The organism is Terriglobus saanensis SP1PR4 (assembly GCF_000179915.2).
Classification (GTDB): Bacteria; Acidobacteriota; Terriglobia; order Terriglobales; family Acidobacteriaceae; genus Terriglobus; species Terriglobus saanensis.
Map to the genome: position 1 here is coordinate 4,802,674 of NC_014963.1, position 16,995 is coordinate 4,819,668.

Genomic DNA, 16,995 nt, shown 5'->3' on the forward strand with positions numbered 1-16,995 from the left:
TCACTCCCAGATCTCAAGAGCCGTGTCCGAGAGCCACGATCCATCCGTAATTTTGGCGAAGCGGTAGTTTTTCGCCTTGAAGACCTCGTTGAGATACGTTCCCTTCGACGGCGCGGTATGGAAGGCAAGCCACTCCTCGGGCGCCACATCGAAATAGCGATAGAGCCCCCGGTCTGCCCTGAAGTCGATCTCCAGGGTTTCCAGACTGGGTGCGTAACGCATGGCGCGGATGACACTCGAAGGCATATCTTTTGGATGCTTTGTCGGCACGGCGGTTTGTGCGCCTGAAACGGCAGATCCCAAAGGAAGCCCCAAGACCGGGTGCCCCATATCCCGCTTTTGGGACATGGGTAATGCGCGAAGCGCATCCCTTCGGACCTCCATCAACCTCCGGTTTCTGCGCTCCGCGCGACCCCACCCTTTCGCCAAAAGCCGCGAAAGAATGGGGCACACAGCTCCCATGTGACTTGGTTTGCCACGGGTAATAGACTGTTCTGCATGTCCTTGCATAACGCAGCATCGCTCAATCCGAAGTTTGCCATCCTGGATCACGTCCGTTTCGAAAACACCCCCGAAGGCCTGACACACATCGTGGTGAAGACACCCAAGGCAGAGGCCACGATCTACACCCACGGCGCGCACCTGACGCAGTGGAACCCCGTGGGGCAGCATCCCGGCATCTATCTTTCTCCTAAATCCGCGCTGGAGCCAGGCAAGGCGATTCGCGGCGGCATTCCGGTTCTGTTTCCCTGGTTCGGACCGCGCTCCGATGGCAAGGAAGGTCCGATGCACGGCTTCGCGCGTATCTCGGAATGGAATGTAGAGAGCACCCACTTTTCGCCCGAAGGCGTCGTGACCATCACGCTTTCGCTGGAAGCGGATGACCACACGCGATCGCTTGGCTTCGACAAATTTCGCGCGGCCATCCAGTTTGAGATCGGCGAGCATCTGGATATCACCTTCGAGGTGACGAACCACGGCTCCGAGGATCTGGTCTTTGAAGAAGGCCTGCACACTTACTTCGCCGTGGGCGACATTACGAAGGTGGCGACCGAAGGACTGGAAGGCACGACCTATCTCGACAAGCGCGACGACCTCAAGCGCAAGGTACAGACCACGCAACTCCTTGAGTACACGCGCGATGTGGACCAGGTGCATCTCAATACGACCGCAGCGCTGACCATCCATGACGATGCGTGGAAGCGCGAAATCCACATTGAAAAGCAGGGATCAAATACCACCGTAACGTGGAACCCGTGGAGCGTACTCTCTCCCGGCCTGCCGGATCTCGATCCCGAGAGCTGGAAGCACTTTGTCTGCGTGGAAACGGTCAATGTGAGCGAGAACAAGATCACACTCGCGCCAGGAGCGACGCATCGTATGGACTCCAACGTAAGGATCACAGCGAAAGCATGAAGTTGATTCTCGCCTCCGCATCGCCGCGCCGGCGCGACCTGTTATCGCAGGCCGGGTTCGAGTTCGCCATCATTACGGGCGACATCGACGAGTCGCAGCGCGAAGGCGAAAACCCCGTGGCCTATACCAGCCGTCTGGCGGCAGAGAAGGCCATCGCCGTCTTCGACGCCCTGGTGGAGACGGACGACGTCTTCGTCCTCGGCGCGGATACTACCGTGGCGGTGGACGGCGTCATGCTGGGCAAACCCGTGGACGTGGCCGACGCAGAGTACATGCTCTACCGCCTGCAGGGCCGCGCCCACAGCGTCACAACGAGCGTCGCTCTGGTAGCGGCGAAGAAGTCACTCGTCGCAGCGGAGACAACGCACGTCTTCTTCGAGCCTATGAGTCCGGACGAGATCAGCGCGTACGTCGCAACAGGCGAACCGATGGACAAGGCCGGAGCCTACGCCATCCAGGGCGGCGCGGCACCGTGGATCACGCGGATCGAGGGAAGCTACGACAACGTCGTTGGCCTTCCGGTAAACCTGGTGCGCGAGATGCTTGCCAAGCTGGAAGTTTCCTAAACGAACTACGCTTCCACCTGGGCTTCGATCATCGCCGCCAGAAGCGCTGTGCGTGGCACCAGATGCTCCACCAGAAGCGACTCATGCACTGCATGAGCACCTTCGCCAACGGCTCCCATACCGTCCAGCGTGGGAATTCCCAGCGCAGCAGTAAAGTTTCCGTCGGAGCCGCCGCCGGTGGAGGCTTCGGTAAGCGCGATGCCAAAATTCTTTGCGAGCGCCTGCGCCTGGCGGAAGAGACGGGCGATGCCTTCGCTGCGCTCCATAGGCGGACGATTGAGGCCGCCGGTGACCGTGAGACTGCAAGCCGGGTCTTCGCACTTCAGCTCATGCAGGCGCCGATGGATCTCGTCCGTGTCCGCAATGCGTGCAACACGGACGTCGATCTCGGCGAAGGCCTCCGCCGCGATCACATTAGAGCGCGTGCCTCCACCGATGACACCAGGATTCACAGTGAGTCCAATGCTGAGGTCGGTGAAGGATTCAACCTTCAGAAGCAATCGCGCAAGCTCAAGCACAGCGGAGTGTCCACGCTGGAAGTCGACGCCCGAGTGCGAGGCAAGACCCTTCACTTCCAGCCGATAGTTCGCAATGCCTTTACGCGCAGTCTTGTAACTGGCTTCGAGGACGCCCTGCGCAGGTTCGAGAACGAAGACAGCGCTGCACTGATGCGCGAGTCTTTCCGTGGTCGCCCGCGACGCGCTGCTGCCCACCTCTTCGTCTGGATTCAACAGAAGGATCACGGGCGGGGTCCGCTTCTTGAGTTGTCGCAAAACCTCAATCGCTTCAAGCGCCATGACGACGCCGCACTTCATATCGAGCGCACCCGGTCCCCAGATGCGGCCCGACTCTTCCTTGTACGGCATCCCGGCAAGCGTGCCCTTGGGCCAGACGGTATCGAGGTGAGCGAGAAGCAGGACGGGCTTCTGCGAAGCGTCGCCAGGGAAGCGAAGAGTAAGAATGTCGCCGAACTCTTCTGTTCCCTGGCGCACCGCATCGGCTCCAAGGGCTTCAGCCCAGGCCTGAACAAGATCGTTGGCACGATTCACGCCCGCGGGATCTTCGCTGGGAGATTCGATCTCGACGAGCTGCTGCATGCGTGTGCGGATGCGATTGAGGTCGACGGGCTGGAGCATGGATTTGTTATAGCGGAGAGAGCAGTGTGATGTCTGGCATTGTCGTCAAATTGGGAGAATTGAACACGTGCGGTAATCCGTTGTGTTCCTGTATGCGTCGTCGGTAAGCGGATGCGTACGATAGAATGACGTCGGATTGCCCGTTGCAAGATGGGCTTTGACCATATACGTGGTAGCCAGCGCTGAACCGGTGGGTCCCAGCAAAAGGAGATATTTGGTGAAGAAGATCATTCTTTTCGAGCTAAACGAGGTGCCCTTTCGGATCCTGGATAACTACGTTTCCAGTCGGCCCCACTCGTTTCTTGCGAAGTTCCTCTCAAAGAGCCGACAATACGAGACCTTCACCGAAGACAATATCGCGCTGGATCCGTGGATCAGCTGGCCAACGTTTCATCGCGGCGTCAATGATGAACAGCATGGCATTCTGCATTTGGGGCAAGTTGCAGATCAGGAAATCGACGATCGCTTTCCGCCGATCTGGAAGCGGTTACGCAAAGCAGGAGCAAGCGTTGGCGTGTTCGGCTCCCTGAACACGGCGATTACACAGGAGAGTCTGCGAGATTACGCTTTCTATTTGCCTGACTACTTTGCTGGAGATGCTTCGGCTTATCCCGAGACTTTGCTCAACTTCCATCGCTTCAACCTGGAGTTGACGCGCAAGTCCGCACGCAATGTATCGCGAGGCATTCCGTGGAAGGGTAGCTTTGGATTCCTTGACGCAACGATTCGCGGAGGACTGCGCGCAGATACGGTCTTCGAACTTTCATCACAAATTGTGAGCGAAGTGATGAACAAGCAGAACAGGATCCGCCGTCGCGCGATGCAGCCGTTGATCATGTGTGATCTGTTTCTGAAACAGCTTGCGGAGACCCGTCCTGACTTCTCAACTTTTTACACGAACCATGTGGCTGCCGCCATGCACCGCTATTGGGCAGCTCTTCTGCCCGGTGATTATAAGGCGGGAGAACTTGATTCGGAGTGGGTGTCTTCCTACAACGAAGAGATCCCCTTTGCCATGGAGAAGCTGGAGCTGATGCTTCGCAAAATCGTGCGCTTCACCGAACAAAATCCTGAGTTCAGCCTGGTGGTCGCGAGCAGCATGGGACAGGCGGCGATCGCGTATCAAAAGACCTATGAGTTCCTGACCATCACGGATGTAAAGAAGTTTATGGCGGTGGTTGGAGTCCCGGAGGCAAGCTTCGAGCTCACTCCGGCCATGGTGCCCTGCATTTCGTTGCAGTTGAAGAATCTGGACGTCGTCGACCTGCGGCGCAGACTGGAAGATGTGAAGATCGGCACGGAAGCGATGGTTTTCTCCAAACGTCCGGACAAGAGAGCCTGCTTCGAACTGCGTGAGGGTTACCTTCACCTCTTCGTTCAGTTCGACAACTACGATGGACCACTCACCATGTCCTACCGTGGCGTCGAGAAAAGCTTCCATGAGGCGGGGCTGAGCATGATGGCGCATGAGGACGGCGTTAACTGTACGGCGCAGCATATCCCTCAGGGTAGTTTGTTGATTTACAGCCCGGACAGTCCGGATGCAAGCAGAACCTCGATCTCGACGGCGGATTTTGTGCCCAGTGTGCTGAGGAATTTCGAAATGCCCAAGGCTCGGGAGCTATCCGGCACAGCCTCTATCCGCTTCTAGCAAGCTCCCTCGATCATCGTAGATTCACCGACACTCATCCCTCTACCCCCGGGATGCGTGTTTCTTTTAATTCCTATGGATGAGCTACGTTTTGGAGCCAGCGGCCAGCAGACACTGTGCTACGCTCAACCCACTTCACAAAAATTCAGGGGGCTGGATGCGGATTGCTGCGCAGGTATTGCTGTTGACGACGTTGCTCGGGCCGCTGACGGCTGGCGGGCAGAACACAGACGAGGCCCGAGGCAAAGCGTGGTGGGCGCATGTACAAGTGTTGGCGGACGACTCCATGCGCGGCCGTCTCACCGGAAGCTCAGAGTATCTGAAGGCCGCGGAGTACGCCGTGGGCAAGTTCAAATCCTACGGTTTGAAGCCCGCCGGGGTCGACGGCTTCTATCAACCCGTGCACTTCGACGTGCAGCGCGTCATCGCCGACAAGAGCTCGCTGAGCTTGAACGTACATGGCACCGCCGAAGCGCTGGTGCTGGGCAAAGACGCGACCCTGGCCGCGGGCTCGCCACAGCCCGCGAAGATCGATGCACCGCTAGTCTTCATTGGCTACGGCCTGCACCTGCCCGAGGCTAAATATGACGACTTCGATCTGCCCGAAATCTCTCTACGGGGAAAGATCGTGGTCGTCATCAACGGCGGACCGGCGGATCTGCCGGGGCCATTGAAGTCGTACGCGCGCACCGCGCCGCGCACGAAGGCGATGGCGGATGCCGGGGTCGTCGGCATCGTGAGTATCCCTACGCCGAAATCGATGGACTTTGGTTGGGAGCGCGTCGCGAGCGGAGCTTTGCAGCCCGGAATGCGTCTGGCAGCCGACCCGGAGGATGCGGCCGTGGCAGCGAAGCATCCCGCGCTGGCGAATAACCACAGAGCGCTGTTCTCCGCGACCTTCAATCCCGCGATGGCCGAAAAGCTCTTCGCAGGAACTGGCCACACCTTTGCAGAGATGCTCGCACTCGCCGATGCGCAGAAACCCCTGCCGCACTTTGCCTTGAACAAGAGCATGATGGCAACTGTGACCACGGAGACGAGCACCGTCGAATCTCCTAATCTGGCGGCAAAGCTCGAAGGCAGCGATCCGAAGCTGAAGTCTGAGTACGTCATTGTCAGCGCGCATCTCGATCACCTCGGTGTCGGCGCGCCGATTCATGGAAAGACAATCTACCCCGGAGCGATGGATGACGCTTCCGGCGCAGCCACCGTATTGGAGACAGCAAAGTGGTTTAGCGAAGAAGCCGCGAAGGGCCACAGGCCGAAGCGGTCGATCCTCTTCCTGCTCTTTACGGCGGAAGAAAAGGGTCTCCTGGGATCGCGGTACTTTGCCAGCCATCCCACGGTGCCTGCGGGTTCGATCAAAGCGGCTCTGAACCTGGATATGTTCCTGCCGCTGTTTCCTCTGAAGAAGCTGCACGTGCAGGGGCTGGAGCAGAGCACGTTGCAGGAGCAGGCGCAGCGCGTAGGTGCGGCACACGGCATCGTGATCGCGGGCGATCCGGAGCCGGACCGCAACAGCTTCACCCGCACCGACCAGTACAGCTTTGTGCAGGCCGGCGTGCCCGCGCTGGCGATGAAGTTTGGATGGACGATGGGATCGCCCGAATACAAAGCCTGGAGAGCGTGGCTGGCGGAACGGTATCACTCCACGGCGGACGATCTGAATCAGCCGGTAGACCTCGTCGCCGCAGCGCAGTTCAACTCCTTCTTCGCCGATCTGGCGCTGGCCGTGGCGAACGATCCAACGACGCCGCACTATCTCGATTCGAGCTTCTTCCGCCGCTTCGAGAAGTAGTGCCGACTTCGTACCCCATTCTTTCGCGCTTTTTGCGAAAGAATGGGGTCGCGCGGAGCGCACAAACCGGATCCACCAGGAAGCCAAAACCGGGTCCCCATGTCCCGCTTCTAGGACATGGGTTATGCACGAAGCGCGTCGTTCGCCCGAAGAGCGCCCAACCTAAAGCAGATCTCTCCACTTCGGTCGAGATGACGAAGATAGAAGCAAGGGATAACGAAGTGGATTCTCTGCAGATGACCCGCTCAAGGATGCACTTCAAGACAGGATTATCCTCGGGCTATGCTCGCTCGAACTCTGCTGCTTTTGCTCGCTTTCGCCAGCCCTCTATTCGCTCAGATGGACTCCACCTGGACGACGAACCACCCGCCCTTCCGCATCGCCGGAGACCTCTACTACGTCGGCAGCGACGATCTGGCGGCCTATCTCATCACCACGCCGCAGGGCAACATCCTCATCAACACGAACCTTGCCAGCTCTGTTCCGCAGATCCGGCAGAACATCGAGAAGCTCGGCTTTCGCGTTGCGGACACGAAGATCATGCTGAACAGCCAAGCCCACTTTGACCACGTAGCAGGCACTGCGGAGATGAAGCGGCTCACGCACGCCAAGGTCGAGGTCATGGAAGGGGACGTCGTTCCCATGGAGTCCGGCGGACGCAAGGACTTCTTCTTCTTCAACGATCCAAGCGCGTATTTCCCACCCGTCAAGGTGGACAAGGTGCTGCATGACGGCGAACAAGTGAGCTTGGGCGGCACCGTTCTGACCGCGCACCTGACTGCGGGTCACACCATGGGCTGCACGACGTGGACGATGCAGATCACGGAAGACGGCAAGACCTACAACGTCGTCATCGTCGGCGGAGCCAGTATGAACGGCGGCAACAACCTGATCCACGATCCCCGCTATCCGACCGAGGCCGAGGATTTTCTCCGCGCCTTCCGGACGCTGCGCGGTCTGCCCTGCGACTTCTTCCTTGGAGCGCATGGAAAGTACTTCGATCTGAAGCTGAAGTATCCGAAGCTGCAGGCCGGTGCGGCGAATCCGTTTCTGGATCCCGACGGATATAAAGCTTTCCTCGACGACCGCGAACAGGCCTTCCGCAAGGAACTGGCGAAGCAGACTGCCGCGCACAAATAGAATTTGCTCGAATCACCAAGATTTTGCTTTGCTTGCCTCTGGGCTGGGCTCTAGGATGATCCCGTCCCGGAGGTAAGGCATGCTGCGGAAGATTATGATCATTGTCGTGCTGCTGGTCGTAGTTTTGCTGCTCTACGCGTCGCGGCAGCCGGATATGTTCCACGTGGAACGCTCCCTGGTCATAGCTGCCGCGCCGGAGAAGATCTACCCGCTGATCGACGATTTTCATCAGTGGCATCTCTGGTCTCCGTGGGACAAGATCGACCCGGCGGCGAAGATCGTGATTGGAACTCCTTCAAGCGGCCCCGGCGCAACATACGCGTGGGAAGGCAACCGCAAGGTGGGCGCTGGGACGATGGTGATCCTGGACGATGCCGCGCCGACGCGGGTGCACATCAAGCTGGATTTCCTGAAACCCATGGCCGGTACCAGCGAAAACCTCTACACCCTGACGCCAGAGGCAGGCGGAACCCGGGTGACATGGCTGATGACAGGGCCGATGTCTTTTGTTTCCAAGATCATGTGCGTGTTCGTCAGCATGGACAAAATGGTGGGTGGGGATTTCGACCGTGGTTTGGCGAATATGAAGGCTGTGGCAGAGCGATAGGAAGCCGACAGATTGTGCCCCATTCTTTCGCGCTCTTTGCGAAAGGGTGGGGTCGCGCAGAGCGCACAAACCGGATTTGCCAGGAAAAGAAAGCAGATCCCTTCGCCTCGCTATGGGATGACAAAGAAAAAGAATGAGGCACCTCCCGAGGTTCGTGGGTGGGGTGTGGCAGATTTGCCACAGAGTGGAGTTCTATTTGGGGAATATTCTGGGCCTTGTTGCCGGAGAACCTGCGTTTGCCTGGAATGACCGCCCATACCGAACAGACCCTTGTGGAACCGCTGAGTTTTGCGGGAGTGGGCCTGCATAGCGGGGCCGAGGTGCAGATGCGGTTGATCCCCGCCGCAGCCGGTTCGGGCATCGTCTTCCGGCGAACGGACCTGGACAACTTCGAAATTCCCGCGATTGGTCGCAACGTCGCTAAAGTGAGCTACGCGACCAGCTTGATGCGGCAGGGCGTTCTGATCTCCACCACGGAACACCTTTTGAGCGCTCTGATCGGGTACGGCGTCGACAACGTCATCGTCGAGATCGACAACCTCGAAGTCCCGATCCTGGACGGCTCCGCCCTACCCTACATCGACGCCATCGAAGCGACCGGCGTGAAGAAGCAGCGGCGACGGCGCGAATACCTCAAGATTCTTAAGGATGTAGAGGTGCAGGACGGCGGAAAGTTTATCGGCGTCTACCCTGGGATGGGATACCAGATCGACTACACGATTGATTTCCCAGCTCCCATCGGGCGCGAACGGTTTCTCGGCGACCTGGAGACAGGTGCCTATGCGTCCCTCATCGCCCCGGCACGGACCTTCGGCTTCCGCGAAGACGAGCCGATGCTGCGCGACATGGGCCTGATCCGCGGCGCAACGGACGCCTGCGCAATCATCATCGGCGGAGGCGCGGTGCAGAATGGGCCTCTGCGGTTTGAAGATGAGTTTGTGCGCCACAAGGTGCTGGACCTGATTGGCGATCTGGCCCTGGCGGGACGGCGGATCCAGGGACGCGTAGTCGCCGAGCGTGCTGGGCATGCGATGCATACGGCACTCGTGAGCCGGTTGATGAAGGATCGCAGTGCATGGGAGCTGGCTCCGGTGTTTGAGGAAGAGGCTGTCGCGGTTTAAGTTTGTCGGTTCTCCGTGCCTCATTCTTTCGCGGTCTTATGCGAAAGGGTGGGGTAAGTTCGCCACAACACTTTCCCTCGATCACTTTGTCATCCCGTAGCGCAGCGGAGGGATCTGCTGTTTGGTTTCGTCGGGGTCGCTCTTCGAGCGAACGATGCGCTTTGCGCATACCCACACATCGCAAAAAGCGCGATGTATGGGGCACCCGTGTTTCGGTTTCCTCATACCTCTGGTTTGTGCGCTCTGCGCGACCCCACCCTTTCGCCGGTGAAGCTGGCGAAAGAATGGGGCACACATCCTCATCCTTACTTCATGGATTGGGCGATACGGGCGATGGCATGGTGGGCGCTGAGGACCGCGCCTTCCTGCCACGCTACAAGATGCGAAAGGTAGTCTCCTGCAAAGTAGGTGTTGCCCTGCGGCTTGTCCAGTTGGGCGTAGGCCGGGTCGCTTGTTGGAAGTTGGTTGACGGCAAAACAACCCAGCGAGTAGGGGATCTTGCTCCAGTTCACGTAGATCGGCTTCATCAACTGCGCGGACTTGCCCGGATGCAGGAGCTCCACTGCATCGCGAGAGGCCTGTAACTTGGCTTCCGTCGAAGGCAAAGCTCCGAACTCCGTGGGCTTACCGTCCAGGCCGATTTCGAGGTTGAAGCCTGCCACAACGACGCCCGTGGGCGAAAACAGTTTGTCGGTCGGGTACCAGACGAGATCGACGGTGCTCTTGGTGAAGGAGATGCCGCCGTAGATGTTGTTTTCTTTCTCCCAGAAGCGGGGCGATTCCCATGCAATCTTGTAGAGAGCGGCCATGGGCATGCCGGTAAAGGCTTTCTGCGTCTCCGGGCTGAAGTTGTTCTTCGTCTGCGCCAGCACCGAGATGGGCATGGTGCAGATGCAAAAGTCCGCCGTGATCGTCTGCGGCGTGCCCGCATGCTTGTACAGCACGGTCACCTTGCCGGAAGAGGTCTTGATCTCTGTCACAGGTGATTCGTACTGGATGATGCCTTCGCCGATGGCTTTGGCGAAGCCATAACCGATGCGGTCCATACCGCCGATGGGCTGGAACATGGTGGCCTGCCAGTCGATCTGTTCTTCGTAAAACTCGCCCTTGGAGAAGTTCGCGGCGAGGAGTTCGTGCAGCTTGAGCGGTTCGTAGATCGTGGCGGTGGAGAGGCCTGCAGCAGGAGAGGCGACGTATCCGGAGCGCGAGCTGCCTTTGTATTTGCCCGTGCTGGTGTCGAGGTCGCCGAAGTCCTTGAGGAAGTCCACCAGCATGGTCTGCTCGCCTGCGGTGAGTTCATCGTCGAGCGTGTGCTTGTTGACGGCCTTGGCAAGCAACTCGGCCAGGAAACCGCGCGTGTCGTGGATGACGCGGCGCTGGGTCACGGCTTTGCCGCCGTTAAGCACAGAAGACTGCATCAGTGCTGAGCGGGAGGTGTTGACTTCGACTTCAAGCGGCACGCCGAGCTTTTGACAGTAATCCAGTAGATGCGTGTGGATCGATGGAATGCGCGCGGGGCCGGGGTTGAGGTAGCTGCCATTACTCCAAGTGCAGGTCTGCTTCGTGCCATCCGTAAACTCGACGACAGAGCCGTCGCGCACGCTCCAGCTGCGTCCACCGGGACGGTTGCGGGCTTCCAGCACCGTGACTTTGAAGCCGGCGTTCTTGAGCTCATACGCGGAGGTGAGACCGGCAATGCCCGCTCCGAGGATGACGACAGACTTACCTTTACCGAAGTCTCCAGCGAGTTCGGGAAGGGGCGAAGCTCCCGCAGCGGAGGTCAGACCGAGCGCGTGCATGGCGGAAAAAGCTGCGGCGTATCCGCCGATTTGTGCGACACGCTGAATGAATACACGTCGAGTAAGGGACATTAAGAAAAGGCTCCTTCTTGAAACAGCTGCTATTCAGTTGTGGTTGGGTCCGGATTTCAGTTTGCCTTGTATATAACCCGCGAAGCAACTCAAAAATTCCCAGAGCCACCCCTTGTGGTCTGATGGTGACGATATTTTTTTCAGCGGAGGTGCGTGTGCTGCGATTCGTTTGTGTCGTCTTGATCAGTGTTTGCACGGGGATGGGGCTGGCGCAGAAGAGCGGCGCGCCGGAACTCATTGCGCTAAGCGGTTCGCCGAAGCTGCCTGCCGCCATCGCTGTGAGTTTCAGCGAGAAAGCACTGCAGGAGGGCACCGCCTGGAGTTCGCGCGGGAAAGATTTCTTCTTCGCCGTATCCTCCGGCGCGGAGCCGAAGCTGGTGATCGATGACGGCCCACCGAGAGCGATGCAGCGCGCCGGTGCCTACTGGTATGCCGTCGCGCAGGTGCCGAAGCTGGATGCTCTGCACGCATTTCATTACCTGGTAAAGGGCGCGGAGTTTGGCGGAAGCCACGACGTACCCGCCTTTGGGCCGATGTTCTATCCGGAGAGCGGCGTAGCCCAGGGTACGCTCTCGGAGAAGTTGACCTTCTCCAGCAAAATCTATGACGGCATGGTCAGCAGCTACTGGGTTTACGTTCCTGCGGCGTACAAAGCAGGAACACCAGCGGCGCTGATGGTCTTTCAGGATGGGCATGGCTATCTCAATCGCGAAGTAGGCGCGTTGAACGTGATCGACCATCTCATCGCTGCGGGCAAGATGCCGGTGACGATCTGCGTCTTCACCGATCCGGGAGAGATCGCCGGTTCGCCGGGCACACCGACGTACAAGTTTGTGCAGGCATACAGCGACAAGTGGCACCGGACATTGACCGATTCCATGCGCAGCACGGAGTACGACACGGTGAGCGACCGCTACGCACGCTTTCTGCGCGACGAGCTTCTGCCGCTGGTAGAGGCGAAGTATCCGCTGCGGAAGGACGCATACAGCCGCGCCATCACTGGCTCGAGCTCGGGTGCGATTGCGGCCTTCAACGCCGCATGGCAGCAGCCGGACCAGTGGAGCCGCGTGCTTTCGTGGATCGGCACGTACGTCGGCATTCAGTGGAGAGAAGATCCTGCGATTCCGGATGGCGGACAGGATTATCCCGAGAAGGTCTATCGCGAAGATCACAGGAACCTCCGCGTCTGGCTGCAGGATGGGGCGAACGATATGGAAGGCGCCTCGGGTCCGGTGCCCCGTTATGGAAGCTGGCCGCTGGGGAATCTCAAGATGGCCAATGCTCTGAAGCAGAAGGGATACGACATGCACCTGAGCTTTGGGACAGGCACGCACAACGGCTCGCATGGAACGGTGACTCTGCCGGAGAGTCTGACCTGGCTGTGGCGCGGGTACGACGCGGCAAAGACCTCCGAAGTCTACGAACAGAGCGCGGAGGAAAAGGCGCTGCCGGTCTTTCGTGTGCGTGTAGTCGGTCGTCCTTCGGAATAGTCCGTCAGAATAGAAGAATGAAAGCTGCTGTCGCACTGGGCGCTAACTTAGGAGACCGCGAGGCTTCGCTGCGTGATGCGGTCCATCGCTTAGGCGCACTCGGCGAGGTCGTTGCCGTCTCTTCGTTCTTCGATACAGAGCCCGTGGGCTATGTCGATCAGCCGCCGTTCCTGAACGGAGCCTGCGTGGTGGAGACTTCGCTCACTCCTCTTGCATTGCTGCGCGGTCTGCTTGCGATCGAGGTGGAGATGGGGCGCGACCGCTCGCACGGGATTGCGAAAGGGCCGCGTGTGATCGATCTGGACTTGCTGCTCTATGAAGATCTGACGATGGCTTCGGCGGAGCTGACGCTGCCTCATCCCGAGATGGCGGGCCGTCGATTTGTGCTGGAACCATTGGCCGAGGTAGCCGGAGACTGGTTTGTTCCACGAACCGATGCGACGGTCGGTGAGTTGTTGCAACGACTTCTACCGAACGCGTAGCTTCTGGGGTTCGCTCGCGTCAGTTGGGTGGAATAGAAACGACTCCCACGTGTTCTGTCTACGCGTTCAGTTTTCTTAGAACTTGTAGTTGAGATGTTCGATCGATGATTCTGGCGCACCAATTCGACTGAGGAACGCCATGAAAATTCTGATTGCAGCGACCGGTGTGCCGGGATATCTCAACCCGCTTTTAGCGGTAGCCAAACTTCTTATGAAACACAACCACGAGGTGCTCGTTCTGACCTCGCCCGAGTTGAAGGTGGCGGTGTTAGCCACGGGAGTGTCCTTCCGTCCGGAGATCCCGGAGTCGAAGACCTACTTTCTTCATGCCAGGGATACTCCCAAACGACCGGATACGGCTTCAAGCATGGAGATGTTCGCATTCGAGATGGAACACTTTTTCGCTAGAAGCATCTCCGCGCAGGCCGCAAGCCTGGAGCTGGCTTTGGAGAAGTTTCCGGCGGACCTCATTCTTGCCGACAGCTTCTACTTCGGGACGCTGCCCATGCTCATGGGTCCGCGCAGCGAGCGTCCCCTCATTGCCCACCTCGGCATGTCGGTACTGAATCTGGGCAGCGGCCGAAACCTGCCGAAGATGCCGGGCATCTTCCAGGAGTTACAGGAGGAAGAGCGCATGCGGCGCGAACGCGTGCTCCTGCGACCCACCCAGTTGGCCATCGATCGCGCGCTCATCGGGCTTGGTTGCGACACCCTTCCCTGTGCTGCGCTGGAGAGCATGGCTTCGCTCCCGGATCTCTACCTCCACCCCGGGATCGAGAGCTTCGAGTATCCGTACACCTCGGCGTGCCTCTCGCAGATACGGTATATCGGTCCGATTCCACTCCCTTCGACAGAAGCTCCACTTCCCGCCTGGTGGCACGATCTCGATAAGAAAAAGCGCCTGGTCCTCGTCACGCAGGGAACCATCGCCAATCGAGACTTCGGACAACTCGTCGGTCCCACTCTGGAAGGTCTGGCGAAAGAAGAAGATGTGATCGTCCTGGTGACCACGGGAGGACGGCCCGTCGACTCGATCCCCTGCGAAATTCCGTCGAATGCCCGCGTGGCTCCCTACCTCTCGTTTGCGCAGCTCATGCCTCATATCGATCTGCTCATTACGAACGGAGGCTATGGCACCGTCAACATGGCACTGGCGCATGGCGTTCCCATCGTCGCGGCGGGCCTGACGGAGGACAAGGAAGAGGTCTCCGCACACGTTGCGTGGGCCGGTGTGGGCATCGACCTTCGCACGAACCAGGCCGATCCGGTGATTCTGCGCAAGGCCGTGAGAGAGGTTCTGGAGACGCCGAGCTACCGGAGTCGAGCACAGGAGTTGGCCCTGGAGTTCGCGAGCCACGATACGGAGAAAGAGTTGCTGAGCCTGCTGGAAGGATGCGTCAGAGCGAAGTTCGGTTCTGCTTCACTGGAGCGGGAACTCTATGCCTGGGCAGGATAGTCGGCCACTACTTCTCTGAAGCATCCTTCTTTCCGAGGGCCTGTCCTACCTTGTGCAGGCTCTTGCCCAGGGCAGATTTGACGGAGCGATAGCTGGTGCCGAGCGCGGAGCCGGTGTTGTTGCCCGCGAGGACGAGGGCCGTATTGGTCTTGCGGTCCGAGAGAGTAAGGGCATCCGAGGTAGAGACACCCGCGGCGATGGTGGCTTGCGCGGGACGCTTGGAGGGATTGGCCCAGGCGATATCTGTCTCCGGCAAGTGATCCACGCGCGTGAGCAAGGGTGAACGCATGTCGGAGCGGGTCATCTTCTGCTGCAGCGGCCACTCCTTCGAAGCGATAAACGTGGAGCCATTCATGGGATGGCCGAATTCCCCAAGATTGAGCAGCGTGACATGCGTGAGCGGAATCATGGCTTCGCAGGTATCTCCACCACAGCCATGACGACAAAGCTCCTCCGCAAGAAAAGAACCGTGCTTGCCCGACGAGATCCATACGGTAGGCCCATGCGTGGTGGCGTTAAGCGTAGAGGCGCGGGTAATCTGACTCGCATCGCAGATGGTATCTTCATGGGCAGCGGCGTACCAATAGAGGGCCTGCCACTGAACTGCATCTCTGCTCCCTGACGCTTCCGACGCAAGAAGGACCGAGACGTGTTCGGTATCCAGGGCATGGCCCATGCGGCCACAGTCGACGCGCCAGAGATGGTAGTAGTGAATTTCGATACGGCGGTTCGCAGTGGGAAAGACCTGTCCGTAGACGGTGCTGTTCTCTTCCGCGACAGTGGGAGACTTTTCGTTCGGAACGAAGAGGGCCGGGGCAACGGAACAGTCCGTCTGGTTGACCATGAAGGTGGGAGCGAAGCGCTCCAGCAGGGCTTGTTCAAAACCGTCCGGCAGACCGTCACGATCCCTGTCGACACCCGCATTCTGCTGGGCGTGCAAGGCGATGGCAAGAGCGAGGACGACGACGAGCCGCTTCATGGCTGGTTGGATGCCGTTCGGTTCTCACGGTGTGACTGATTTTAAAGTTTCACGACTGGACTCTGAAAATCGGACACAGGGCTGTGGGTATGTTTCCCACCGGGCATTCTCTTGTAACTTAAGGGGTGCGTTAGGTAAAAAGACCTATGTTGAGTCAGTCGATGCACCACGTTACGAACGATCCCTTACGGCAGCGTATTGCAGCCGGCGAAAGAATCACCCCCGAAGAGGCGCTCTTTCTTCTGCAAGAGTGGCCCCTGCTCGACCTCGGGACGCTTGCCTTCGACCGGAAACGGGCACGTCACGGCGACGTTGCCACCTTTATCGTCAACAAACAGATCAATCCGACGAATCTCTGCGTGCACGCCTGCAAGTTCTGCGAGTTTGCGGCAAAGCCCGGAGATGCCCACGCCTATAGCCTGGAAGAAGACGGGATTCTGGCAAGCCTGAACGACCCGGATCTGGCCGAAGTGCATATCGTCGGCGGCCTGTGGAAGACGTGGACGATGGAGCGTTCTTTGGCCCTTGTTTCACGTATCCGCCGCGAATATCCACACCTGTGGATTAAGGCCTTCACGGCAGTGGAAGTCGACTTCTTTGCTCGTGTAACGAAGAACAGCTGGGAAGACGTGCTGGGCGCGATGCGCGGAGCAGGCGTGGACGCCATGCCCGGCGGCGGCGCGGAGATGCTCTCGGAGCGCATTCACCAGGAGCTCTACAAGGACAAGATGGGGCCGGACAAATATCTGGCCGTCCACGAGACCGCCCACAGAATGGGCATGCAGACGAACTCGACGCTGCTCTTCGGGCATATCGAGACCGACGAGGAGCTGGTGTCGCACCTCTTCCAGCTACGCGATCTCGAAGACCGCGCGCCCGGCTTCGAGGCCTTTATTCCGCTGGCCTTCCAGCCCGGCGAAACGGGCATTACGACCAGCCTTGTCTCTCCCATGCGTTGCCTGAAGGTCATCGCACTGTCACGGCTGGTGTTGGACAATATTCCTCACATCAAAGCCTACTGGCCCACGCTGCAACTGGAGACGGGCGTCACGGCGCTGAGCTTTGGCGCGGACGACCTGGACGGGACGCTGGGCGTTGAGCGCATCATGCAGCTAGCCGGTACCGGAGCACCGAGCGGCATGGGAATCCAACTGATGGAGCGTCTAATCCGCGATGCCGGACAGGTCCCGATGCGACGAACGGGCAGGTTCCAGCGTTTGGCAGTGGAAGGAATAAAAGAGAAAGTTGCGGTGTCATGCTAATGGGCGATCGCCCGGAGTTG

Annotated in this window: 15 protein-coding genes; 11 read left to right on the top strand and 4 right to left on the bottom strand. The window is 59.0% G+C overall.

Features of this window, described 5'->3' with window-relative positions:
• Nucleotides 1-330, bottom strand: a complete 330-nt coding sequence (locus ACIPR4_RS20020) for a KTSC domain-containing protein (protein ID WP_245536395.1) — start codon at nt 328-330, stop codon at nt 1-3.
• A 168-nt stretch (nt 331-498) separates the two neighbouring features.
• Between ACIPR4_RS20020 and ACIPR4_RS20025 the strand changes: the two genes are divergently transcribed.
• Nucleotides 499-1,416, top strand: a complete 918-nt coding sequence (locus tag ACIPR4_RS20025) for a D-hexose-6-phosphate mutarotase (protein WP_013570491.1) — start codon at nt 499-501, stop codon at nt 1,414-1,416.
• Complete coding sequence (locus tag ACIPR4_RS20030; RefSeq protein WP_013570492.1) at nt 1,413-1,982, top strand: Maf family protein; 570 nt, start codon at nt 1,413-1,415, stop codon at nt 1,980-1,982. Before ACIPR4_RS20025 ends, ACIPR4_RS20030 begins: the two co-directional genes overlap by 4 nt.
• A gap of 5 nt (nt 1,983-1,987) precedes the next feature.
• Here ACIPR4_RS20030 and ACIPR4_RS20035 read toward each other — a convergent pair whose 3' ends face one another.
• Nucleotides 1,988-3,118: a M20 family metallopeptidase gene (locus ACIPR4_RS20035; protein ID WP_013570493.1), complete on the bottom strand. Its 1,131-nt coding sequence runs from the start codon at nt 3,116-3,118 to the stop codon at nt 1,988-1,990.
• A 217-nt stretch (nt 3,119-3,335) separates the two neighbouring features.
• On the opposite strand from ACIPR4_RS20035, the gene ACIPR4_RS20045 reads away from it, so the two are divergent.
• From ACIPR4_RS20045 to lpxC, 5 genes are all read left to right on the top strand, one after another.
• The gene (locus ACIPR4_RS20045; RefSeq protein WP_013570494.1) at nt 3,336-4,769 is read left to right on the top strand and encodes a hypothetical protein; all 1,434 of its coding nucleotides are present in this window, start codon (nt 3,336-3,338) and stop codon (nt 4,767-4,769) included.
• A gap of 157 nt (nt 4,770-4,926) precedes the next feature.
• Nucleotides 4,927-6,567, top strand: a complete 1,641-nt coding sequence (locus tag ACIPR4_RS20050; protein ID WP_013570495.1) for a M28 family peptidase — start codon at nt 4,927-4,929, stop codon at nt 6,565-6,567.
• A gap of 282 nt (nt 6,568-6,849) precedes the next feature.
• Nucleotides 6,850-7,707, top strand: coding sequence for a subclass B3 metallo-beta-lactamase (gene bla, locus ACIPR4_RS20055; RefSeq protein ID WP_013570496.1), 858 nt, complete (start codon nt 6,850-6,852; stop codon nt 7,705-7,707).
• 79 nt (nt 7,708-7,786) lie between these two features.
• Entirely contained in the window at nt 7,787-8,314 is a 528-nt protein-coding gene (locus ACIPR4_RS20060; RefSeq protein WP_013570497.1) for an SRPBCC family protein, read from the top strand.
• A gap of 245 nt (nt 8,315-8,559) precedes the next feature.
• Nucleotides 8,560-9,435 carry a UDP-3-O-acyl-N-acetylglucosamine deacetylase gene (lpxC, locus tag ACIPR4_RS20065; RefSeq protein WP_041586220.1) on the top strand — a complete coding sequence of 292 codons (876 nt, stop codon included), beginning with the start codon at nt 8,560-8,562 and terminating at the stop codon, nt 9,433-9,435.
• Between the two features lie 305 nt (nt 9,436-9,740).
• Here lpxC and ACIPR4_RS20075 read toward each other — a convergent pair whose 3' ends face one another.
• Nucleotides 9,741-11,306 carry a flavin monoamine oxidase family protein gene (locus ACIPR4_RS20075; RefSeq protein WP_013570500.1) on the bottom strand — a complete coding sequence of 522 codons (1,566 nt, stop codon included), beginning with the start codon at nt 11,304-11,306 and terminating at the stop codon, nt 9,741-9,743.
• Nucleotides 11,307-11,461: 155 nt separating this feature from the next.
• On the opposite strand from ACIPR4_RS20075, the gene ACIPR4_RS20080 reads away from it, so the two are divergent.
• The 3 genes from ACIPR4_RS20080 (at nt 11,462) to ACIPR4_RS20090 (ending at nt 14,734) form a co-directional block, all read left to right on the top strand.
• Nucleotides 11,462-12,796, top strand: a complete 1,335-nt coding sequence (locus ACIPR4_RS20080; protein ID WP_013570501.1) for an alpha/beta hydrolase — start codon at nt 11,462-11,464, stop codon at nt 12,794-12,796.
• A gap of 17 nt (nt 12,797-12,813) precedes the next feature.
• Nucleotides 12,814-13,278, top strand: coding sequence for a 2-amino-4-hydroxy-6-hydroxymethyldihydropteridine diphosphokinase (gene folK, locus ACIPR4_RS20085; RefSeq protein WP_013570502.1), 465 nt, complete (start codon nt 12,814-12,816; stop codon nt 13,276-13,278).
• 139 nt (nt 13,279-13,417) lie between these two features.
• Complete coding sequence (locus ACIPR4_RS20090) at nt 13,418-14,734, top strand: glycosyltransferase (protein ID WP_013570503.1); 1,317 nt, start codon at nt 13,418-13,420, stop codon at nt 14,732-14,734.
• A 7-nt stretch (nt 14,735-14,741) separates the two neighbouring features.
• On the opposite strand, the gene ACIPR4_RS20095 is transcribed toward ACIPR4_RS20090, so the two are convergent.
• Nucleotides 14,742-15,713 (bottom strand): hypothetical protein, encoded by a 972-nt coding sequence (locus ACIPR4_RS20095; RefSeq protein WP_013570504.1) that lies wholly within the window; start codon nt 15,711-15,713, stop codon nt 14,742-14,744.
• A gap of 146 nt (nt 15,714-15,859) precedes the next feature.
• Between ACIPR4_RS20095 and ACIPR4_RS20100 the strand changes: the two genes are divergently transcribed.
• Entirely contained in the window at nt 15,860-16,975 is a 1,116-nt protein-coding gene (locus tag ACIPR4_RS20100) for a CofH family radical SAM protein (protein ID WP_083811972.1), read from the top strand.
• Nucleotides 16,976-16,995: the final 20 nt, after the last annotated feature.

Excerpts from the sequence above, each read along its gene's own strand:
- ACIPR4_RS20020 (WP_245536395.1), bottom strand. The coding sequence starts at position 330 with ATGGGGCACCCGGTCTTGGGGCTTCCTTTGGGATCTGCCGTTTCAGGC.
- ACIPR4_RS20025 (WP_013570491.1), top strand. The coding sequence starts at position 499 with ATGTCCTTGCATAACGCAGCATCGCTCAATCCGAAGTTTGCCATCCTG.
- ACIPR4_RS20030 (WP_013570492.1), top strand. The coding sequence starts at position 1,413 with ATGAAGTTGATTCTCGCCTCCGCATCGCCGCGCCGGCGCGACCTGTTA.
- ACIPR4_RS20035 (WP_013570493.1), bottom strand. The coding sequence starts at position 3,118 with ATGCTCCAGCCCGTCGACCTCAATCGCATCCGCACACGCATGCAGCAG.
- ACIPR4_RS20050 (WP_013570495.1), top strand. The coding sequence starts at position 4,927 with ATGCGGATTGCTGCGCAGGTATTGCTGTTGACGACGTTGCTCGGGCCG.
- bla (WP_013570496.1), top strand. The coding sequence starts at position 6,850 with ATGCTCGCTCGAACTCTGCTGCTTTTGCTCGCTTTCGCCAGCCCTCTA.
- ACIPR4_RS20060 (WP_013570497.1), top strand. The coding sequence starts at position 7,787 with ATGCTGCGGAAGATTATGATCATTGTCGTGCTGCTGGTCGTAGTTTTG.
- lpxC (WP_041586220.1), top strand. The coding sequence starts at position 8,560 with ATGACCGCCCATACCGAACAGACCCTTGTGGAACCGCTGAGTTTTGCG.
- ACIPR4_RS20075 (WP_013570500.1), bottom strand. The coding sequence starts at position 11,306 with ATGTCCCTTACTCGACGTGTATTCATTCAGCGTGTCGCACAAATCGGC.
- folK (WP_013570502.1), top strand. The coding sequence starts at position 12,814 with ATGAAAGCTGCTGTCGCACTGGGCGCTAACTTAGGAGACCGCGAGGCT.
- ACIPR4_RS20090 (WP_013570503.1), top strand. The coding sequence starts at position 13,418 with ATGAAAATTCTGATTGCAGCGACCGGTGTGCCGGGATATCTCAACCCG.
- ACIPR4_RS20095 (WP_013570504.1), bottom strand. The coding sequence starts at position 15,713 with ATGAAGCGGCTCGTCGTCGTCCTCGCTCTTGCCATCGCCTTGCACGCC.
- ACIPR4_RS20100 (WP_083811972.1), top strand. The coding sequence starts at position 15,860 with ATGTTGAGTCAGTCGATGCACCACGTTACGAACGATCCCTTACGGCAG.